Below are 21,362 nucleotides of genomic sequence, written 5' to 3' on the forward strand. Positions count from 1 at the left end.
AGCAGCAAGCTGTCGGTGGCTCCCTTTTTAGAGAGAGCATTATGAATAACAACGTTTCCGATCCATCCCTCGCTGCACTGGAACAATCCCTGCTCCACGCATCCGACGTCCTGCGCTGCCTCGCCGCCGTCGCCTATGAAACCGGCGACAGCCTCAGCGGCCCGAAACGCGACCTGGCCTTTTCCATGACCCATCTGGTCGATGTGCTAAAGGCTGACCTGGACAGTTCACTGGCCTATTTCGAGCCGAAAGCTGGACACCAATCAATGAACTAGAGAGTGAACCCTGTGGGAGCGAATTCATTCGCGAAGAGACCGGTACATCCGCCGCATTTGTGTCGTCTTCAACGACGTATTCGCGAATAAATTCGCTCCCACAGTTCGCTCCCATGACACTCGCTTTGACAGAGTCCGTCCACTTATAAAAACGCGTTGATTCACACTCAACTCGGCGGAATGGTCGCCAGGGTAGCAATCACCAAAGTCAGCACCAGAAATCCAAATACCAAAACAGCCATCTTGCCCATAGACATAATTGCCTCCAACGTTTCATGGCTTGATCGTTGGGGCAATTGTCCGCCCGCTGCTGCACTCATAACAGCGTCAGATTCTGAATAAAAATACGGATCAGATGACTTTTTCATGCCTCTGGCATGCGCCACGCCGCTCGGCGCCTTCCCCTGAGGCGATGATTGGATCCATGTTACAGTTTTCCCAAGTTGATGCTTAGTTACGCCCCTTAGAGGGGATTTACTTTAAAAGGAATGGGAAACAGACATGGCGGCGTCCGCATACGTTGATCAAATCCAGAAGTTGTACATTGCCTACTTTGGCCGCCCGGCAGACCCGGTCGGGCTGAACTACTGGGCCACCCAGGTAGATGCTGCAGGCGGTAACCTGTCCCTGGCCATTGCCGGTTTTTCTGCCTCCCTGGAGTCCGCCATACTCTATGGCAGCACCAGTTCGACAGACAAAATCACCGCCATTTATCTAAACCTGTTCAACCGCAATCCCGAGCCGGCAGGTTTGAGTTACTGGGTGCAACAACTGGATCAGAACACCCTGAGCCCGTCCAACGCGGCCTGGCAGATCCTTACCAATGCCGGTGCAGGCGACGCCCAATCCGTGGCCAATAAACTGGCCATCGCTAATGCATTTACCGCGCAACTGGATACTGCCGCAGAGATCAAAGGTTACGGTGGTGCCAATGCCGGTGCATTTGCCCGGCAGTTCCTGCGCACGGTGGATTCGACTTCGGCCTCAGTGGTCGCGGCAACTTCCGGGCTGTCCGATGCCGTCGTTCGCGCCACGACGCCCACCGATACTTCACCAGGCTCGCGGACTTTCACCTTTACCACAGGCGTCGACAACTTCTTCGGCGGCGACGGTAATGACACGGCCATCGGTGATGAATCGACCTTTACTCCCGGCAATTTTTTTTACGGCGGCGACGGAATAGACACGCTGATCATGACGATGGCGAGCCTGCACCAACTGACCGGTAGCCTTCAGCATGTCGAAATAGTGAATATTACTTCGGCCAGCGGCGGGACATTCTCTGCTCCCTTTGACGTCACCACCGTCAACCTGACCGTCGCAGGCAATGGCCTGACGACCCTTGACCCGGTCGCCAACTCCAGCGTCACCACCGCAGGCTCCGTGAGTATCGTCGGCGCAGGGGCTAATTCCATCACCATCAAGGACAGTTCAGGCATATCCATCATCCGTGGCGGTGAAGGCACGTTAGCCCTGACCCTGGACCATGTCAGCGCTCCTACCGCACAAATCACTGCCAGCGCGATACTCAACAGCCTGACCCTGAAGAACCAGCAGTCGGCCTTGTCCCTGGACCTGAGCAGCGCGGCGTCCGCCAATCTGGCGCTCAACCTGCAGGATGCCGGCTACGCGGCAGACGGTTCGGTTGTCGGCATTGCCATCACTGCGGGCACCATCACCAAGAACCTTGCCCTCGTCGCAAGCGGCACCAAGAGCGCCGTTGGCCTGACAGGCAACGCCCTGGAAAGTATCCTGATCAGTGGCAGTTCTGCCCTGAGCCTCGACGTGGCGGCCCAGAGCGGCAGCACGGCGTCGAAACTCACCAGCATCGATGGCTCGACTGCCACCGGCAACCTGTTGATCACCACCCACGCCGCCACAACCACGGGCGGCCAATCGGCGCTGGCGATCAAGACCGGCAGCGGTAATGACCTGATCAGCGTCGCCACCTCCAGCTTCTCCGGTTCACTGGCCGCCACCGTCACCACCGGCACTGGCAAGGACACGGTGGATGTCAGCAACGCCACCCTCGCCTCCCTCAGCAACAAGCAAATCACCACCATCACCGACCTGACCCGTGGCCAGGATTCAGTGAAATTCGCCGCAGGCGGCACCTTCAATGCCAGCGAAGTGAATGTCAGCACCGCCACCAGCCTGGATGCTGCCATCACCGCTGCCCTTGGTGCGGTCAGTAGCACACAGTGGTTCAAGTACGCAGGCGATACCTACCTGGTCAACAACGACAACATCAGCGGCCTCAACGCAGCCGATATCGTCGTCAAATTGAGCGGCACGCTTGATTTGAGCAGCGGTTCGATCTCGGCAACCGGCGTGCTGTCCTTCACCGCGTAAAAAACCGGCCCCACCTGCGGGTGGGGCTTGTTGGCTGCACAATAGGCATTCAATCAGGGAAGTATCCGCATGAAGCTATGGATAACCGGTCTCGCCATCGTCGCACTATCAGGCTGCGGCACAGTCAAGACACTCAATGACGAAAAAGGCGCCGCCGATGATCTGGCGCGCTGGCAATCCAACTGCAACACCATTCCCCGGGCCTACAGCGGCGCGGCCTACCAGTTCTGCAATCTCGACGCGCCACAACGCGCAGGCTCGCACTGGGCTGCACCGCCCATCTTGCTGGATTTGATCATTTCCGGGATTGCCGACACCCTCGTGCTGCCGTACACCGGTTATCAGCAATATCAGCAAGGCGATATCAAGGTGCGGCGCAAGCAGTATTGAGTCCGCCTGTGCGTGCGGCATAAATCTGCTCGAAGGCTGTACGGCACCACAAATCGACCGACGGCCTTTCACTCCCTCCACACGCGCTTTTCAAATATTGAGCTGCCACCTGTGCGGCTTGGTATTTCCCTGTGGCCTTGCCTCCAGAGCGAAATCGCACCGCCATCCCCCCAGGGCTCGCCCCTGCAAACTCGATCAGAACTGCACCTCAAACGCTATCCCCAGACAAGTTTTATTGAACGATCCCGTCTTTCCTGCACTCGATAAAACGAGGTCGCTGACGGCGCAAGGCGATATTTCGCAGCGTCGCAGGGCCAAAACGTTACGAGTCACACAGGATTCAGACAGATGTGCGGATTAGCAGGAGAGTTACGTTTCGACCATCAACCGGCAGACCTTGCCGCCGTTGAGCGCATGACCCACAGCCTGGCGCCACGGGGCCCGGATGCGTGGGGCTTCCATAGCCAGGGGCCGGTTGCCCTGGGTCATCGGCGGTTGAAAATCATGGACCTGTCCGACGGCTCTGCGCAGCCGATGATCGACAGTCATCTGGGTCTGTCCCTGGCCTTTAATGGTGCCATTTATAACTTTCCGGAGTTGCGTGCCGAACTGGAGGCGCTGGGTTATGCCTTCCATTCGGGCGGTGATACCGAAGTGCTGCTAAAGGGCTATCATGCCTGGGGCGAGGACATGCTGCCCAAGCTCAACGGCATGTTTGCCTTTGCCATCTGGGAGCGTGACAAGCAGAACCTGTTCATCGCTCGCGACCGTCTGGGCGTCAAGCCGCTGTACCTGTCGCGTACCGACAAGCGCCTGCGCTTTGCCTCGACGCTGCCTGCGCTGCTCAAGGGTGGCGATGTCAGTACCCTGCTGGACCCGATTGCCCTCAATCATTACTTGAACTTCCATGCCGTGGTGCCAGCGCCGCGCACGCTGCTGGCAGGCGTAGAGAAATTGCCGCCCGCCAGCTGGATGCGCTTCGATGCCAGCGGCAAGGTCGAGCAGAAGGTCTGGTGGACCCTGCCCTACGGCCCTCACGCCGATGAACAACATCTGGAGCTGGAAGACTGGCGCGACCGCGTACTCGATGCCACCCGCGAAGCTGTGGCGATTCGCCAGCGTGCAGCGGTGGATGTCGGTGTGCTGCTGTCCGGCGGTGTCGATTCCAGCCTGTTGGTCGGGCTGTTGCGAGAGGTTGGCGTAGAAGACTTGTCCACTTTCTCCATCGGCTTTCAGGATGCCGGTGGCGAGCGCGGTGACGAGTTTCAGTATTCTGACCTGATCGCCAAGCATTACGGCACCCGTCATCACCAATTGCGCATCAACGAGAAGGAAATCATCGAGCAACTGCCAGCGGCGTTCCGCGCAATGAGCGAGCCGATGGTCAGCCACGACTGCATCGCTTTCTACCTGCTGTCCCGGGAAGTCGCCAAGCACTGCAAAGTGGTGCAAAGCGGCCAGGGTGCCGACGAGCTGTTCGCCGGCTACCACTGGTACCCGCAAGTGGACGGCGCCACTGACCCGGTGGCCGCTTATCGTGATGCCTTTGTCGACCGCAGCTACCGCGAATACGCCGCCACCGTGCAGTCACGCTGGCTGACTGAAAACGATGCCGCCGGAGACTTTGTCCGCGACCATTTCGCCCAGCCTGGCGCCGATGCCGCAGTGGACAAAGCCCTGCGCCTGGACAGCACAGTGATGTTGGTCGATGACCCGGTCAAACGGGTGGACAACATGACCATGGCCTGGGGCCTTGAGGCCCGCACGCCGTTCCTCGATTACCGTCTGGTGGAGCTGTCGGCGCGAATTCCGGCGCGTTTCAAGCTGCCGGATGGCGGCAAGCAGGTACTCAAGGAAGCCGCGCGCCTGGTCATTCCGTCTGAAGTGATCGACCGCAAGAAGGGTTACTTCCCGGTGCCCGGTCTGAAACATCTGGAAGGCGACACCCTGGGTTGGGTCCGCGATCTGCTGACCGACCCTAGTCAGGATCGTGGTCTGTTCAACCCGGCCATGCTCGATACCTTGTTGACCAATCCTCAGGGCCAACTGACGCCCCTGCGTGGCTCCAAGCTGTGGCAACTGGCGGCTCTGAACCTGTGGCTCAGCGAACAAGGACTCTGATCAATGAAGCACCCCATGGCCTACAACCAACGCATGCTGCGCGGGCAATCGCCGACCTGGGAGCGCTTGCAGGCGCGCTTTGCCGAAGACGGCAGCCAACCCGACACCCAGCCACTGGCCCTGCACTGCGGCTGGGGGCGACTGTTGCTCGGTCACACCTTCCCCGACCCGGCGGCGTTGGCTGAAGAACTGCTCAAGGAAAAGCCCGGCGAACGTGACATTGCCTTGTACGTCGCCGCGCCCCAACAGGTGCTGGCCCAGGCGCCGCAGCAGCTGTTCCTCGACCCGTCCGACACCCTGCGCCTGTTTTTCAGCGACTATCGCCCCGCGCAAAGAGTGTTCCGCGGCTTTCGCATTCGCCGGGCGCAGAGCGACGCCGATTGGCAGGCAATCAATCAGCTGTATATCAGCCGTGGCATGTTGCCTATCGATCCGCAACTGCTGACACCGCGCCATCAAGGCGGCCCGGTGTATTGGCTGGCTGAGGACGAAGGTACTAATGCAGTGATCGGCAGCGTCATGGGCCTCAATCATCAGAAGGCCTTTAACGACCCGGAAAACGGCAGCAGCCTGTGGTGCCTGGCCGTAGATCCGCGCTGCACCCGCCCCGGCGTTGGCGAAGTGCTGGTACGGCACCTGATCGAACACTTCATGAGCCGTGGCTTAAGCTATCTCGACCTGTCGGTGCTGCATGACAACGAGCAGGCCAAGAGCCTCTACGCCAAACTGGGCTTTCGCAACCTGCCGACCTTCGCCGTCAAGCGCAAAAACGGTATCAACGAAGCGCTGTTCCTCGGCCCAAGCCCACAGGCGCAGTTCAATCCCTATGCGCGGATCATTGTCGAAGAAGCACACCGACGCGGCATCGAAGTGCAGGTCGATAACGCCGACGCAGGGCTGTTTACCCTCACCCATGGCGGGCGCCGGGTGCGTTGCCGCGAATCCCTCAGCGACCTGACCACCGCCGTAAGCATGACCCTGTGCCAGGACAAGAGCCTGACCCACAGCACCCTGAAAGCGGCCGGTTTACTGCTACCGGCGCAGCAACTGGCGGGCAACGGCGATGACAACCTGGCCTTCCTGGAAGCCCACGAGCGCATCGTGGTCAAGCCGCTGGATGGCGAACAGGGCCATGGCGTGGCCGTGGACTTGCGCAGCATCGAAGACGTGCAGCACGCCATTGAGCGGGCCAAGGCCTTCGACAGTCGCGTACTGCTGGAAAGCTTCCATGAAGGCCTCGACCTGCGCATCGTCGTCATTGGTTTTGAAGTGGTAGCGGCTGCGATCCGTCGCCCGGCCGAGATCATCGGCGACGGTCGCCACACCATCATCCAGTTGATCGAAGCCCAGAGCCGCCGCCGCGCTGCCGCCACCAGTGGCGAGAGCAAGATCCCCATGGACGAAGAAACCGAACGCACCGTGGCCGATGCCGGCTTTAGCTACAGCGATGTGCTGCCCATGGATCAGCGCCTGGCCGTGCGCCGCACCGCCAACCTGCACACCGGTGGCGTGCTCGAAGACGTCACCACGATCCTCCATCCGGTCCTGCTCGACGCCGCCGTACGCGCGGCCCGGGCCCTGGATATCCCAGTGGTCGGCCTGGACCTGATGGTCCCTGCCGCCGATCAGCCCGAGTACGTGTTTATCGAAGCCAACGAACGGGTCGGCCTGGCCAACCACGAGCCGCAGCCGACGGCCGAGCGGTTTGTTGACCTGTTGTTTCCGCACAGTTTGCCCGTGCACGGTTAGGACACGACGCCACCTTCCTGTAGGAGCGTGGCTTGCCCGCGAAAGGGCCGGTACATCCGACCCATTGTTTGAGCCTGCTCCACAGCCTTCGCGGGCAAGCCTCGCTCCAACGAGCCCATGCTCCAAAGGAGTTCTATGACTGCTTCTAAGAAAACCCCCGAACCGGATCTGCAATACCTGCAAAAAGTCCTGCTGGAAATGCTCTCCATCCCCAGCCCTACCGGCTTCACCGACACCATCGTGCGCTACGTCGCCGAGCGTCTGGAAGAACTGGGTATTCCCTTCGAGCTGACCCGCCGTGGCACCATCCGCGCCACTCTCAAGGGTCGGCAGAACAGCCCGGACCGGGCGGTCTCGGCGCACCTCGATACCATCGGCGCCACCGTGCGCGAAGTGAAAGACAACGGGCGCTTGGCCCTGGCCGCAGTGGGCCACTGGTCCAGCCGTTTCGCCGAGGGCAGCCGGGTCAGCGTGTTTACCGATACCGGCGTGATCCGCGGTAGCGTTCTGCCGCTGATGGCCTCCGGGCATGCCTTCAATACCGCAGTCGATGAAATGCCCATTAGCTGGGAGCATATCGAGCTGCGTCTGGATGCCTACAGCTCGACCCGGGCCGATTGCGAGTCCCTGGGGGTCAATATCGGTGATTTCGTTGCTTTCGATCCGTTGCCGGAGTTCACCGAAAGTGGCCATATCAGCGCGCGCCACCTGGACGACAAGGCCGGGGTCGCGGCGCTGCTGACGGCGCTCAAGGGTATCGTCGACAGTGGTGCAGAACCTTTGATCGACTGCCACCCGCTATTCACCATCACCGAGGAAACCGGCACCGGCGCGGCGGGCGCCCTGCCCTGGGATGTCAGCGAGTTCGTCGGCATCGACATCGCCCCGGTCGCCCCTGGCCAGCATTCCAGTGAGCACACCGTAAGCGTGGCCATGCAGGATTCCAGCGGGCCATATGACTATCACCTGTCGCGCCATCTCCTGGATCTGGGCCGCGAGAATGAGCTGCCGCTGCGTCGCGATGTATTTCGCTACTACTTCAGCGATGCCCATTCGGCCGTAACCGCCGGGCACGATATCCGCACCGCCCTGCTGGCTTTTGGCTGCGATGCGACCCATGGCTATGAGCGCACCCATATCGACAGCCTCAGCGCCCTGAGCCGCCTGCTCACAGCCTATATGCTCAGCCCGCCGGTCTTCGCCAGCGACGCGCAACCGGCGCAGACCTCACTGGAGCGTTTCAGCCATCAGATCGAGCACGACGCGCAGATGGAAAGCGACACACGCGTGCCACCGGTGGACAGTCTGGTCGGAAACAAACGGGAAGAGGCCTGATATGATCGCAGGTCACTGATGCGAGAACGCCATGCTGATTCCCTACGACCAACTCGAAGCCGAGACCCTGACCCGCCTGATCGAGGATTTCGTCACCCGCGACGGCACCGACAATGGCGATGACACCCCGCTGGAAACCCGTGTGCTGCGGGTCCGCCAGGCCTTAGGCAAAGGCCAGGCGGTGATCTTCTTCGATGTGGAAAGCCAGCAGTGCCAGTTGATGGCCAGGCACGAAGTGCCCAAGGACATGTTTGACTGAGAGGGTCAGACATTGTCCGCTGCGGGCTCCCGAGCCTCCTGACTCAGCTTGTCGGCAATGCGCCGGAATATTTCGGCGCGATGGATCTTCACATGTTCCGGGGCGGTAATGCCCAGACGCACCTGATTGCCGCTGACCCCGAGAATCTGCACGGTAATGTTGTTACCGATGGAGAACGTCTCACCAACTTCCCGCGTTAATACCAGCATATTTCCTACCCCCACTACGCCATAAAACCGCAGCGTGGCGCGCAAATGCCAGGGCTTCAATGCGCTGGAAGCAAATCAGTAACGTCCTGCAAGATGATCGGAAGGGGCTGAAAGAAGCGTCCTACATTTGCGTAAAAACATCGGTTTTTTCCACGCTAGACGTAGTCCGATAGCACCGTTTTATTAAAGGTGGAATGCGATTGCGTAGGGCCGTATATCAGGCAGAGGTAAAGCGCGGTCCGAACAGGATGATGCTGGCACCAATCAGGCAAAACACTAGCCCAAGCCAATCGGAGCTCAACGGCCGCGCCCGTTCGATCAACCCGAGCCAGGCAATGGACGCGACGATATAGATTCCGCCATAGGCGGCGTAGGCACGTCCGGCGTAGTTGGCTTCGACCCGGGTCAGCAACACGGCGAACAGGGTCAGGCTGAACAGCGCCGGAATGATCCACAATGCGCTTTTGCCTTGGCGCAACCACATCCAGAAGGCATAACAACCGGCAATCTCGAATAACGCCGAGAGGAAAAACCACAGGTAATTGAGCATCGCAAAGTCTTCAAGGGTTGCCGGAAAGTGACGGCAACCCTATCAGAAATCAGCCCTGACGCGCTTTAGCCCGCATCTTGTCGGCCATGCTCGCCATCTCGTCGTACAGGAGCTGTGGATTTTTCTGCTTTAACTGCCAGGCCATGCGTCCTTGCTCGTGGGGCAGGATCATGAACTCGCCCAAGGCAACCTGATCGTAGATATAGGCGGCAATGTCGCTGGCACTGATCGGCGAGCTTTCCAGCAGCTTGCCGACCTGAGCCTTCATCGCCGGGGTCGGGCCGCGAAAGGAGTCCAGCAGGTTGGTCTGGAAGAACGACGGGCAGACCACATGCACGCCGACTTCCTGCTGACGCAATTCAACCAGCAGGCTTTCCGACAAGGCCACCACGCCTGCCTTGGCGACGTTGTAGTTGCTCATGGCCGGGCCCTGCATCAGGGCGGCCATGGAAGCGATATTGATGATCCGGCCCTTGCTGGCTTCCAGCAGCGGCAGGAAGGCCTTGCAGCCCTTGACCACGCCCATGAGGTTGATTGCGATCTGCCAGTCCCAGTCTTCCAGGGACAACTCGCTGAAGAACCCGCCTGAAGCCACCCCGGCGTTGTTGACAATGATATCGACACCGCCGAATTTCTCTTCGCAGGCCTGGGCAAAAGCGGTCAGCTGGCTGTAGTCGCGCACGTCGCAGCGCTGGGTGAAGCCATCGCCACCGGCTTCGCGCACCATGCGCAGGGTTTCCTGCACGCCGCCGTCGTTGACATCCGACAACGCCAGACGCCAACCCTCACGGGCCCAGCGCAGCGCGATTTCGCGACCCAGGCCAGAACCGGCGCCGGTGATCATGATGCGGTTTTGCATAGGAAACTGCCTTGTGATGTGCGGGAAGTAGTTGGCAGTGTAACCACAGCCCCGAGCCCCAAGACCCAACATCAGGCCGCTGAATAGCCAAGGCAAACCAACGCCTTGGCAGGCCGCTGGCGCGCGGAGCATTGCATAAAGCTTTAGTTCAGTTTTTATTGAGCTTGTACTGCGATTAAAACAGCGGTATCGAGCAACTCAAAAAATAGTCAAAGCACTGAAAAATAAAGAGTTTTTATTAAAATAAAACTTTCTTTAACAACCGGTTGAATTTTTTAGAAGGCGTCACAGTCGGAGTAGTTAAGCAGTACATACTTTAAGCCCCAGGGTAGAAGTTGAACTGCAAACCTGATCCAAAAAAGAACTTAAAGGAAGGAATTCATCATGGGCCTTGGCACGATTCTTATCATTGTCTTGATTCTGTTGCTGGTCGGCGGTCTGCCAGTGTTCCCCCACTCCCGTAGCTGGGGTTATGGGCCGTCGGGCATCATCGGGACCATTCTGGTGATCCTGTTGATTCTGGTGTTGCTGGGCAGGATATAACGCCGTCCTGAAACCGGCGATTTACGGTCAATAAAAAAGCAGCCCGAGGGCTGCTTTTTTATTTACTGCATCAGCGTTTAGTGCGACACCGAACCGCTGGCACCCAGGCCAGTCTGCGAGCGTACGAACTGCGCGTCGAACAGCGCACGTTCGCCAGCAGCCGAAGCCGATTTGTCGGTGATCGAGAAGATCCAGATACCGACGAACGCGATGATGATTGAGAAGAACGCCGGGTACTCGTACGGGAAGATAGCCTTCTCGTGATGCAGAATCTGCACCCAGATGGTCGGGCCGAGAATCATCAGCACCACGGCACTGATCAAGCCCATCCAGCCACCGATCATGGCGCCGCGGGTGGTCAGATTTTTCCAGTACATCGAGAGCAGCAGTACCGGGAAGTTGCAGCTTGCCGCGATGGAGAACGCCAGGCCGACCATGAACGCGATGTTCTGGCTTTCGAAGGCGATGCCCAACAGGATGGCCACAATTGCCAGAGCAATGGTGGTGATCTTGGAAACGCGGATCTCGTCTTTCTCGTTGGCCTTGCCGGCCTTGATCACGCTGGCATACAGGTCATGGGAGACCGCCGAGGCACCGGCCAGGGTCAGGCCTGCTACCACCGCCAGGATGGTGGCGAAGGCTACCGCCGAGATGAAGCCCAGGAACAGACTGCCACCCACCGCGTTGGCCAAGTGAACCGCCGCCATGTTGTTGCCGCCCAGAAGAGCGCCTGCTGCATCCTTGAACGCCGGGTTGGTGCTGACAAGCAGGATCGCGCCGAAGCCGATGATGAAGGTCAGGATGTAGAAGTAGCCGATGAAGCCAGTGGCGTAGAGCACCGACTTGCGAGCTTCCTTGGCATCACTCACGGTGAAGAAGCGCATCAGGATGTGTGGCAGGCCAGCCGTACCGAACATCAGGGCCAGGCCCAGGGAGAACGCCGAGATCGGGTCTTTGACCAGACCGCCGGGGCTCATGATCGCAGCACCTTTAGGGTGAACCTTGACCGCTTCGGAGAACAGCACGTTGAAGTCGAAGTTGACGTGTTTCATGACCATCAGAGCCATGAACGACGCACCGGACAGCAACAGCACCGCCTTGATGATCTGTACCCAGGTAGTTGCCAGCATGCCGCCGAACAACACGTAGAGGCACATCAGGATACCCACCAGAACCACGGCAACCGCATAGTCCAGGCCGAACAGCAGCTGGATCAGCTTGCCGGCACCGACCATTTGCGCGATCAGGTAAAAGGCCACCACCACCAGCGAACCGCAGGCGGACAGGGTGCGGATTTCCTTCTGCTTGAGGCGGTAGGACGCCACGTCAGCAAATGTATATTTACCCAGGTTGCGCAGGCGCTCGGCGATCAGGAACAGAATGATCGGCCAGCCGACGAGGAAGCCGATCGAGTAGATCAGGCCGTCGTAGCCGGAAGCGTATACCAGCGCGGAAATACCCAGGAAGGAAGCAGCCGACATGTAGTCGCCCGCGATGGCCAGGCCGTTCTGGAAACCGGTGATCTTGCCGCCCGCAGCGTAGTAGTCCGCTGCCGATTTGTTTTTCTTCGCCGCCCAGTAAGTGATGCACAGAGTGAAACCGACGAACAGGACGAACATGACGATCGCCGCGACGTTCAACGGTTGTTTCTGCACGGCACCGGTAAGGGCATCGGCTGCCCACAGGGTCGGAGCGAAGGCACTGAGGCCCAGTACTGCTGAAAGGCGCCCGATCATTGTTGTGCCTCCTTCAGGATTGCGTTGTTCAGCTCATCAAACTCACCGTTGGCACGGCGCACATAGATAGCTGTCAGCACGAAGGCGGAGATAATCAGACCGACCCCAATCGGCATTCCCCAGGTAATGGATGATTCAGGACTTAATTTAGTCCCGAGAATCTGAGGCCCATACGCAATCAAAAGGATGAATGCGGCATACAGCCCCAGCATGATCGCCGAGAGAATCCAGGCGAATCGTTCCCTTTTCGAAACCAGCTCCTTGAAGCGCGGGCTGTTCTGAATCGAGAGGTAAATGCTGTCGTTCATTGTTTTTGTCCTCGCAGCACAGATGAGATGTTACGTATTCCACTTTAGTCAGGTGCGCGGCGCACTCCAGACGACCTTAGTATTAGAAAGCCATGTTTAGCTGTCGAAAGCTCCTGGTTGAAGCCGCTCCTACGGCCGCCGTCACGTCAGGTCCCACGCTGCGAGCATAGTCGCGGCGCGAGCAAATGCCAGAAACGCAAAAGGCCGTCTGGCTTTAACGCCAGACGGCCTGCAGGACCGGCTTTAGCCGGGAGAGGGAGCGGCCGTATTACTTGCCGGTCCACTCCTTCACGCGATCAGGGTGCTTGGCAACCCAATCCTTGGCAGCAGCTTCAGGCTTGGCACCGTCCTGGATGGCCAGCATGACTTCGCCGATCTCATCCTTGGACTTCCAGGAGAACTTCTTCAGGAACTCGACGACTTCTGGAGCCTTGGTCGCCAGGTCTTTGCTACCAATGTTGTCCACGGTTTCAGCCGCACCGTAGACGCCTTTTGGATCTTCGAGGAATTTCAGTTTCCACTTGGCGAACATCCAGTGCGGCACCCAACCGGTGACCACGATGGATTCGTTGCGCTTCTCGGCGCGGGTCAGCTCGGCGATCATGCCGGCGCCCGAACTGGCGACCAGTTTGTAGTCGGTCAGGCCGTAGTCCTTGATCGCCTGGTCAGTCTTGAGCATCACGCCCGAGCCTGCGTCGATACCGGTGATCTTGCCTTTGTAGGACGCATCGCCCTTGAGGTCTTCAACGGTTTTGGCGGTGGCGTACTCAGGCACGATCAGGCCGATCTTGGCGTCTTTGAAGTTCGGACCGTAGTCGACAACCAGGTCCTTGTTCTTGGCCCAGTATTCGCCGTGGGTGCCAGGCAACCAGGCGGACAGCATCATGTCCAGCTTGCCGGTGGCCACACCCTGCCACATGATCCCGGCCGCAACGGATTGCAGCTTGACGTCATAACCGAGCTTTTGCTTGATCACTTCTGCGGCGACGTTGGTGGTCGCGACGCTGTCAGACCAGCCTTCGACATAACCAATGCTTACTTCTGCGGCAGAGGCCAGCGTGGAACTGATAGCCAGTGCCAATGCGGCACCTGCGCCCAGGATCATTCGTATCTTCATCGTTACTTCCCCGAAAGTCCTGCACCCGACGGTCGTCGGGCGCCGTTAACGTTTTTATAAGGTCGCAACGGGTGCCCAGCTTTGGGGCACCACGTCCCAATAACGCCTCAATCGCTCCAGCCGCCGGTGTTGGACACCGCATCGACACCCTGATAATCAACCTCGGCGCTCATGGGGCTTTCTCTGTCAGCGACATTGAGACATCGGGAAACGACATCACTAAGCCACTAACGACATTCGGCGACAAAAACGTCGGTTTGCCTGTCCGAATCTTGCATGCCAAAGGCAATGGCTCTCATCTGGCCACCGTCGTAACAGTAGAGGAGCTTTGGCATGGCTGCACCGGCATGCGCCATTTCAGGTCCCTGTGGGAGCCGGCTTGCTGGCGATCGAGTGCGAAGCGCTCGCAGCAGGTGGGTGACTGTTGCGCCGCCATCGCCAGCAAGCCGGCTCCCACATGGGTCCGTGCTAATTCGTGCGGTGTAAAGACGTGGCCCACCCCACCCAGAGTGTTACCCCCTCTACGCCAAGGCCTGCGCAAACGGGTAACACGGAAACACCCCCTCACGATTATTCAGCCTGGGCAAAAACCAAAAACCAGTAAGTATTTGATTTAAAAAGACTTTAAAAAGTTGGCACAGCTCCTGCTATCTCTATCGCACAACAAGAATAAAACGCAGCAAACCCAATAAAAACAAGATGTATCGGCTCTGACATAACAAGAACAAAGGCACAGAGACGCAGCTAACAGATTTTTTTGGAGTAGACCGTTTTACAGAAGCTCAGGCTTCGCAATCGGACAGAGAATAATAAAACTACCTTCAGGTAGCTCCAGAACCGGTTGGATCACGTCAGTGATGAAAATGGCTCAGCGCTCAAAAAAATACGTTTGCTCTTGATCCCGGATGGGGATCGACCATAACGCTGTGAAGGGCTGGTCGCCAAAAACAACAACAGGCCGCCCTAGAACAATAAAAAGAGCAGGCAAGACACAATTAAAAGGGGAGCTAAGGCTCCCCTTTGTCTTGCCTGGAGTTTGCCTTGCCCGCCTCTATCCGACAGCGCGCAAGCCCCGCCGATGCACGGATAAAAGCACAAGGCTACTCTCTCTCCGGCCCCCGGAACGTGTATTGTCACAACGGCCTTACACGGTTTGTTTGCAGGTACGGCACTTTGGCACTACACCGGTGGTCATAGCCTGCGTTACCTCATCAGCACTTCTTTCCCAAGGGATTTAGTCATGCTCCGTTTCCTGCGCTTCGCTGCTGTTATCGGCGGCCTCTGTCTGAGTGCGTCCGCACTGGCGGTCGACGTCGAACCCGCCAGCTATGGCTACCCTTTGACCAACCCGTTCGAAGCCACCATTGCGACAACACCACCAGACCTGCGTCCAGATCTGCCGGCCGATGAAGACATCGACCAGGCCGACTATGCCCTCAACCTGCACCCCGAGCGCGAGTTCATCCTGCCCGACAACTTCTGGGCCGTGAAAAAACTGCATTATCGCCTGGCCAAGCAGGACCACCCGGCACCGCTGATCTTCCTGATCGCCGGGACCGGCGCTCCGTATACCAGCACCATCAACGAGTTCCTCAAGAAGCTGTACTACAAGGCCGGCTACAACGTCGTACAGTTGTCGTCGCCAACCAGCTACGACTTCATGAGCGCCGCTTCGCGCTTCGCCACGCCGGGGGTTTCCAAGGAAGACGCTGAAGACCTCTATCGCGTGATGCAGGCCGTGCGTGCCCAGCAGTCCAAGCTGCAAGTCACCGACTATTACCTGACCGGTTATAGCCTCGGCGCGTTGAACGCGGCATTCGTCAGCCAACTGGACGAAACCCGCCGCAGCTTCAACTTCAAGAAAGTGCTGCTGCTTAACCCGCCGGTCAACCTGTACACGTCCATCAGCAACCTGGACAAACTGGTGCAGACCAGCGTCAAGGGCATCAACAACAGCACCACTTTCTATGAACTGGTACTGGCCAAGCTGACCCGTTACTTCCAGCAGAAAGGTTACATCGACCTTAACGACGCGCTGCTGTATGACCTGCAGCAGTCCAAGCAGCACCTGACCAACGAACAAATGGCCATGCTGATCGGCACCTCGTTCCGTTTCTCGTCGGCGGACATTGCCTTTACCTCCGACCTGATCAACCGCCGCGGCCTGATCACCCCGCCCAAGCTGGCGATTACTGAAGGCACCAGCCTGGAACCGTACCTGCGCCGCGCGCTGCAGTGCGACTTCGACTGCTACCTGACCGAGCAGGTCATTCCAATGTGGCGCGCCCGCACCGACGGTGGCAGCCTGCTGCAACTGGTCGACCAGGTGAGCCTCTATGGCATCAAGGACTACCTGCACAACAGCCCGAAAATCTCGGTCATGCATAACGCCGACGACGTTATCCTCGGCCCTGGCGACCTGGGCTTCCTGCGCAAGACCTTTGGCGATCGCCTGACCGTTTATCCGTATGGCGGCCACTGCGGCAATATCAACTACCGCGTCAACAGCGACGCCATGCTGGAGTTCTTCCGTGGCTAAACGTCTTGTATTACTCGCCGCCCTGCTCTGCGCCGGCGCCGTACATGCGGCTGATGGCAGCAACAACGTGGCTACGCGCCCCGCTACTGTCGAACGGCAGAACGATGCCGACGGCTTCACCGAGCCGTTGAAGTCGCTGAAATTCAACCCGGGCCTGGATCAGCGCGAGTTCGAACGCGCGACCCTCAACGCCCTGGAAGTCTATGACCCGCTGGAATCGTGGAACCGCCGGGTCTACCACTTCAACTATCGCTTCGATGAGTGGGTGTTCCTGCCCGTGGTCGACGGCTACCGCTACGTCACCCCCGGTTTCGTGCGCAGTGGCGTGAGCAACTTCTTCAGCAACCTGGGCGATGTGCCCAACCTGCTCAACAGCCTGTTGCAGTTCAAGGGCCAGCGCTCGCTGGAGACCACCGGCCGGCTGCTGGTCAACACCACCGTCGGCATCGTCGGCCTGTGGGACCCTGCGAGCAAAATCGGCCTGCCCAAGCAGAGCGAAGACTTCGGCCAGACCCTGGGTTTCTATGGCGTACCGGCCGGTCCTTACCTGATCCTGCCGATCCTCGGGCCGTCGAACCTGCGTGATACCGGTGGACTGGTCTTCGACTTCGCTGCCGAAGCGCAAATCAACTTCCTCAACGTCGCCCAGGTCAGCAGCGACCATCCGGAGCTCTACGTGCTGCGCGCCATCGACCGGCGCTACACCAACAGCTTCCGTTACGGTCAGATGAACTCGCCGTTCGAGTACGAGAAAGTGCGTTACGTCTATACCGAGTCACGCAAACTGCAGATCGCCGAGTAACAGCGTAAAGCAGCAAAACAGGCCAGTCGGGTAACCGGACTGGCCTCTTTTTGTTTAAAAATCCGGTAACAATCGATTTATTCGATGATTAGCCGAAAAAATCATCAACCATCTATCGGACCAACAGGCATACCATGGTCAGCAATTCCATTCGCTCAGGAGCACTCCCATGACCCTGCTACGCAAAGTGTTGTCGATCCAGGCTGGCCAGCCGACCTCGGACGGTGCCGGTGTGCGCCTGACCCGCGTGTTTGGCGGGCCGGGCGTTGAACAGTTCGATCCCTTCCTGATGCTCGACGAATTCGGTTCGGACAAGCCCGATGACTATATCGCCGGCTTCCCCGCCCACCCGCACCGCGGCTTCGAGACGGTGACCTACATGCTCGAAGGGCGCATGCGCCACGAAGACCATCTGGGTAACGTCGGCCTGCTGCAAGGCGGCGGTGTGCAATGGATGACCGCTGCGCGCGGGATTATCCACAGCGAGATGCCGGAGCAGGAAGAAGGCGTCATGCGCGGCTTCCAGCTATGGCTGAACCTGCCAGGCAAAAACAAACTGGACAAGGCCAGCTACCAGGACATCCAGCCGGAGAACGTGCCGCGTATCACCACGCCGGACGGTATCGGCGTGGTGGTCATTGCCGGGACCTTCGATGACGGCCAGGTCCAGCAGCTCGGCGCCGTGCAACGCCCGGACACCGAACCGCTGTATTTCGACCTGCACCTGCCCGCAGGCAGCCGCATCAACCCGCGCCTGCCTAAAGGCCATCGTGCGTTGCTGTATGTCTATGAAGGCAGCCTGAACATCGAAGGCCAGGACCAGACCATCAGCGCCAGCCGCATGGTGCGGCTGTCCGAAGAAGGCGAGCTGCATCTGAGCAGCACGCAAGGCGCGCGGGTATTGTTGCTGGCCGGCAAGCCATTGGGCGAGCCGATCGTGCAATACGGCCCGTTCGTGATGAACAGCCGCGAAGAGATCGAACAGGCGCTGCGGGATTTTCGTGATGATCGGCTGACGGCTTGAGCTGCCCATACAGATTCTGACTTTAATGGAGCTTTGCAGGAGCGAATGTGGGAGCGAATTCATTCGCAAAGAGGCCAGTACACCGACATATTCGTGTCGCCCAGACTGGAGTCTTCGCGGATGAATCCGCTCCCACAATAGGTTCCGTCACTGCTATTCCAACCGCAAAAACTTCTTCAACTGCTCGCTCTGGGCCATCGCGTCGTGGCGGCCCAGTTCGACCAGTTCCCGGCAATACCCCGCCTCGAACAGCAGATAACTCAGCACCCCGGCACCGCTGGTCTTGGTCGCGCCCGGCCCGCGCAGGAAAGTGCGCAGCGCCCGAGGCAATTCGTGGCGGTGGCGAGCGGCGATTTCGTCGATGGGTTGGCTGGGGGCGATTACCAGCACTTCCACCGGCGCCAGGCCAGGACGATGGAACTGGCCTTCGGACGGCAGCAACTGGCCCACCAGGTTCATCCGTTCGAGCAGTTCGATATCGCTTTCCAGGCTGTCAATGAAGGTGCTGTTCATCAGGTGCCCACTGATCTGCGCCAGGCTCGGCTGCACGCCGTTCAGCACGCGCTGGACGCCGCTGTTGGCCGCCGTGCCCCGTGGGTTGCCACTGACACCCACCACCAGCACGCGGTTGGCGCCCAGGTGCAGGGCCGGGCTGATCGGCGCCGACTGACGCACCGCGCCATCACCGAAATATTCCTGATCCAGGCGTACCGGTGCGAATAGCAAGGGAATTGCCGAGCTGGCCAGCAAATGGTCGACGGTCAGTTCGGTGGGCACGCCAATACGCCGATGGCGCAGCCAGGGATCAATAGCGCCCTTGCCTTGATAGAAGGTCACCGCCCGGCCCGACTCATAGCCAAAGGCGGTAACCGCTACCGCGCGCAGATGCTGGGCGTTGATGGCTTCCTGGATACCCTGCATGCGCAGGCGCTCGTTGAGCAGGTCGCGCAGGGGCGAACTGTCGAGCAGCGCCACCGGCACCTGGGAGCCGAAGCCCATCAGGCTATTGCCGAAAAAGCGCGTGGCCTGGCGCAATACGCCAGTCCAGTCACTGCGCAACACCTGATGGCTGCGGAACGACTGCCAGAAAGCGGTCAGCTCATGGATGGCATTGTTGAAATGGGCCGCGCCGCTGGCCAGTTTGACCGCGTTGATGGCCCCGGCGGACGTCCCGACGATCACCGGAAATGGATTGGGTGAACCGGGAGGCAGCAGATCGCCGATCCCCGCCAGCACCCCGACTTGATACGCGGCTCGAGCCCCGCCTCCAGAAAGAATCAACCCGGTAACGGGTTCTACGGCATTCACAACATCTGACGCTACGGCAGGAGCTGGCATTTATAGATCGGCCTCTATGATCAACCGCGTTTCTTATACAGCTTAGGCTCTCCCGGTGGTCGGCTCTTGAAGCGCCGATGGGCCCACAGATATTGGGACGGACATTGCGTGATGGCAAGTTCAACCCACTGATTGATGCGAATGCAGTCGGCTTCGTCGCTTTCGCCGGGGAAATCCGTCAGCGGCGCCTCGATCACCAGTTTGTAACCGCTGCCGTCGGCCAGGCGTTGCTGAGTAAACGGCACCACCACGGCGCGGCCCATCTTGGCGAATTTGCTGGTAGCGGGGACAGTAGCCGCCTGGATGCCGAACAGCGGCACGAAAATGCTCTGCTTGGCGCCGTAGTCCTGATCCGGCGCGTACCAGATAGCCCGGCCAGCGCGCAGTTGCTTGACCATGGCGCGAATGTCTTCACGCTCCACGGCAATGGAGTCGAGGTTGTGCCGCTCGCGGCCGCGACGCTGGATGTAGTCGAACAACGGGTTCTTGTGTTCGCGGTACATGCCATCAATGGTGTGCTGCTGGCCCAGCAGGGCCGCGCCGACTTCCAGCGTAGTGAAGTGCAGCGCCATGAGGATCACCCCCTGGCCCTGCTCTTGGGCGTGGCGCAGGTGTTCCAGGCCTTCGACATGGGCCAGGCGTGCCAGACGCTCACGCGGCCACCACCAGCTCATGGCCATCTCGAAAAAGGCCACGCCGGTAGAGGCGAAGTTTTCCTTGAGCAGGTGTTTGCGCTCGGCCTTGGACATGTGCGGGAAACACAGTTCCAGATTGCGCGAGGCAATATATTTGCGATCAGTGGCAAAGCGGTACATGACCATGCCGAGAATGCGGCCGATCACCAGCAGTACGCGAAACGGCAGCTGCACGACCAGCCACAGCAGCCCCAGCCCCAGCCAGAGCGGCCAGAAACGCGGGGAAAGAAAACGGGCTTGAAATTGCGGGCGGTCCATTAAGGCTTCCGTCAGAACAAAGGCCGCGCATTCTACATCGGTTCGACCCGGCTTGCGGGTCGCGGGCGTTATCGTTATAAGTCTCGGCACTTTTAGCGACAAGCTGCTGTATGCCGACCATGAGCCAAATCGAATCGCAAGACCAGGATCCCGTCTTTCAATTGAAGGGCAGTATGCTCGCCATCACGGTGCTGGAGCTGGCCCGCAACAACCTCGACGCGCTGGATCGCCAACTGGCGGCAAAAGTCGTGCAGGCCCCCAATTTTTTCAGCAACACCCCGCTGGTGCTGGCCCTGGACAAGCTCCCGGCCGACGACGGCGCGGTGGATCTGCCCGGCCTGATGCGCGTCTGCCGCCAGCACGGCCTGCGCACCCTGGCCATTCGCGCCAACCGCATCGAAGACATCGCTGCGGCCATCGCCATTGATTTGCCAGTGCTGCCGCCATCCGGCGCCCGGGAACGTCCCGTGGACCCGGTGGAAACCGAAGCGCCAAAAAAAATTCCGGAAAAACCTCCCGAGCCGGTGATCCGCCCAACCCGCGTGATAACCGCGCCGGTGCGCGGCGGACAGCAGATTTATGCCCAGGGCGGTGACCTCGTGGTGATTGCGGCGGTGAGTCCCGGTGCGGAACTTCTGGCCGATGGCAACATCCATGTTTACGGCCCCATGCGTGGCAGAGCACTGGCGGGTATCAAAGGTGATACCACGGCGCGGATTTTCTGCCAGCAAATGGTCGCCGAATTGATCTCCATCGCCGGGCAATACAAGGTCTCCGAAGACCTGCGCCGTGATCCGGCCTGGGGCAGCGGAGTCCAGATAAGCCTGACCGGTGACGTGTTGAACATCACCCGGCTTTAACGGATACTTGCCGCCATTTTCAAAGCATCTCTGACTCATCGCG

General features: G+C 59.3%; 21 protein-coding genes. 12 read left to right on the plus strand and 9 right to left on the minus strand.

Annotated elements, in window-relative coordinates; translation table 11 throughout:
- The first annotated feature begins 41 nt into the window (after nt 1-41).
- Nucleotides 42-275, plus strand: a complete 234-nt coding sequence (locus M2401_RS10590) for a DUF6124 family protein (protein WP_259102544.1) — start codon at nt 42-44, stop codon at nt 273-275.
- A gap of 167 nt (nt 276-442) precedes the next feature.
- On the opposite strand, the gene M2401_RS10595 is transcribed toward M2401_RS10590, so the two are convergent.
- Entirely contained in the window at nt 443-643 is a 201-nt protein-coding gene (locus M2401_RS10595; protein WP_259102545.1) for a hypothetical protein, read from the minus strand.
- Between the two features lie 133 nt (nt 644-776).
- Here M2401_RS10595 and M2401_RS10600 point away from each other — a divergent pair, with 133 nt between their 5' ends.
- The 6 genes from M2401_RS10600 (at nt 777) to M2401_RS10625 (ending at nt 8,481) form a co-directional block, all read left to right on the plus strand.
- Complete coding sequence (locus M2401_RS10600; RefSeq protein WP_259102547.1) at nt 777-2,627, plus strand: DUF4214 domain-containing protein; 1,851 nt, start codon at nt 777-779, stop codon at nt 2,625-2,627.
- Nucleotides 2,628-2,696: 69 nt separating this feature from the next.
- Entirely contained in the window at nt 2,697-3,017 is a 321-nt protein-coding gene (locus M2401_RS10605; protein ID WP_259102549.1) for a YceK/YidQ family lipoprotein, read from the plus strand.
- Between the two features lie 348 nt (nt 3,018-3,365).
- Nucleotides 3,366-5,138 (plus strand): N-acetylglutaminylglutamine amidotransferase, encoded by a 1,773-nt coding sequence (locus tag M2401_RS10610; RefSeq protein WP_259102550.1) that lies wholly within the window; start codon nt 3,366-3,368, stop codon nt 5,136-5,138.
- 3 nt (nt 5,139-5,141) lie between these two features.
- Nucleotides 5,142-6,887 (plus strand): N-acetylglutaminylglutamine synthetase, encoded by a 1,746-nt coding sequence (gene ngg / locus M2401_RS10615; RefSeq protein ID WP_259102551.1) that lies wholly within the window; start codon nt 5,142-5,144, stop codon nt 6,885-6,887.
- A 135-nt stretch (nt 6,888-7,022) separates the two neighbouring features.
- Nucleotides 7,023-8,222: an osmoprotectant NAGGN system M42 family peptidase gene (locus M2401_RS10620; protein WP_259102553.1), complete on the plus strand. Its 1,200-nt coding sequence runs from the start codon at nt 7,023-7,025 to the stop codon at nt 8,220-8,222.
- 31 nt (nt 8,223-8,253) lie between these two features.
- Nucleotides 8,254-8,481, plus strand: a complete 228-nt coding sequence (locus M2401_RS10625) for a YheU family protein (protein WP_259102554.1) — start codon at nt 8,254-8,256, stop codon at nt 8,479-8,481.
- 5 nt (nt 8,482-8,486) lie between these two features.
- Here M2401_RS10625 and csrA read toward each other — a convergent pair whose 3' ends face one another.
- The 3 genes from csrA to M2401_RS10640 all read right to left on the minus strand — a co-directional run bounded on the left by csrA (nt 8,487) and on the right by M2401_RS10640 (nt 10,099).
- A complete protein-coding gene (csrA, locus tag M2401_RS10630; protein ID WP_259102556.1) occupies nt 8,487-8,690 on the minus strand; it encodes a carbon storage regulator CsrA in 204 nt (67 codons plus the stop codon).
- Nucleotides 8,691-8,907: 217 nt separating this feature from the next.
- Nucleotides 8,908-9,240: a YnfA family protein gene (locus M2401_RS10635; protein WP_259102558.1), complete on the minus strand. Its 333-nt coding sequence runs from the start codon at nt 9,238-9,240 to the stop codon at nt 8,908-8,910.
- Nucleotides 9,241-9,289: 49 nt separating this feature from the next.
- Nucleotides 9,290-10,099: an SDR family oxidoreductase gene (locus tag M2401_RS10640; RefSeq protein WP_259102559.1), complete on the minus strand. Its 810-nt coding sequence runs from the start codon at nt 10,097-10,099 to the stop codon at nt 9,290-9,292.
- Between the two features lie 384 nt (nt 10,100-10,483).
- Between M2401_RS10640 and M2401_RS10645 the strand changes: the two genes are divergently transcribed.
- Complete coding sequence (locus tag M2401_RS10645; protein ID WP_231651111.1) at nt 10,484-10,642, plus strand: DUF3309 family protein; 159 nt, start codon at nt 10,484-10,486, stop codon at nt 10,640-10,642.
- A gap of 77 nt (nt 10,643-10,719) precedes the next feature.
- Here the strand turns inward: M2401_RS10645 and M2401_RS10650 are convergent, their stop codons facing one another.
- The 3 genes from M2401_RS10650 to M2401_RS10660 all read right to left on the minus strand — a co-directional run bounded on the left by M2401_RS10650 (nt 10,720) and on the right by M2401_RS10660 (nt 13,803).
- Entirely contained in the window at nt 10,720-12,378 is a 1,659-nt protein-coding gene (locus tag M2401_RS10650; RefSeq protein WP_259102562.1) for a cation acetate symporter, read from the minus strand.
- Nucleotides 12,375-12,686 (minus strand): DUF485 domain-containing protein, encoded by a 312-nt coding sequence (locus M2401_RS10655; protein WP_259102563.1) that lies wholly within the window; start codon nt 12,684-12,686, stop codon nt 12,375-12,377. Before M2401_RS10655 ends, M2401_RS10650 begins: the two co-directional genes overlap by 4 nt.
- A 268-nt stretch (nt 12,687-12,954) precedes the next feature.
- Nucleotides 12,955-13,803, minus strand: coding sequence for a glycine betaine ABC transporter substrate-binding protein (locus M2401_RS10660; protein ID WP_259102565.1), 849 nt, complete (start codon nt 13,801-13,803; stop codon nt 12,955-12,957).
- 1,240 nt (nt 13,804-15,043) lie between these two features.
- On the opposite strand from M2401_RS10660, the gene M2401_RS10665 reads away from it, so the two are divergent.
- The 3 genes from M2401_RS10665 (at nt 15,044) to M2401_RS10675 (ending at nt 18,168) form a co-directional block, all read left to right on the plus strand.
- A complete protein-coding gene (locus M2401_RS10665) occupies nt 15,044-16,342 on the plus strand; it encodes a serine/threonine protein kinase (protein WP_259102566.1) in 1,299 nt (432 codons plus the stop codon).
- Nucleotides 16,335-17,144, plus strand: coding sequence for a VacJ family lipoprotein (locus tag M2401_RS10670; protein WP_259102568.1), 810 nt, complete (start codon nt 16,335-16,337; stop codon nt 17,142-17,144). Before M2401_RS10665 ends, M2401_RS10670 begins: the two co-directional genes overlap by 8 nt.
- Before the next feature lie 169 nt (nt 17,145-17,313).
- Nucleotides 17,314-18,168, plus strand: coding sequence for a pirin family protein (locus M2401_RS10675; protein ID WP_259102569.1), 855 nt, complete (start codon nt 17,314-17,316; stop codon nt 18,166-18,168).
- Between the two features lie 153 nt (nt 18,169-18,321).
- Here the strand turns inward: M2401_RS10675 and M2401_RS10680 are convergent, their stop codons facing one another.
- Together M2401_RS10680 and M2401_RS10685 are read right to left on the minus strand one after the other, a co-directional pair.
- Nucleotides 18,322-19,506 carry a patatin-like phospholipase family protein gene (locus tag M2401_RS10680; RefSeq protein ID WP_259102571.1) on the minus strand — a complete coding sequence of 395 codons (1,185 nt, stop codon included), beginning with the start codon at nt 19,504-19,506 and terminating at the stop codon, nt 18,322-18,324.
- Between the two features lie 20 nt (nt 19,507-19,526).
- The gene (locus M2401_RS10685) at nt 19,527-20,459 is read right to left on the minus strand and encodes a lipid A biosynthesis lauroyl acyltransferase (protein ID WP_259102572.1); all 933 of its coding nucleotides are present in this window, start codon (nt 20,457-20,459) and stop codon (nt 19,527-19,529) included.
- Between the two features lie 119 nt (nt 20,460-20,578).
- On the opposite strand from M2401_RS10685, the gene minC reads away from it, so the two are divergent.
- Entirely contained in the window at nt 20,579-21,319 is a 741-nt protein-coding gene (gene minC / locus M2401_RS10690) for a septum site-determining protein MinC (RefSeq protein WP_259102574.1), read from the plus strand.
- Nucleotides 21,320-21,362 lie beyond the last annotated feature (43 nt).

Source organism: Pseudomonas sp. JUb42 (assembly GCF_024807945.1).
In the GTDB taxonomy this organism is placed as follows: domain Bacteria; phylum Pseudomonadota; class Gammaproteobacteria; order Pseudomonadales; family Pseudomonadaceae; genus Aquipseudomonas.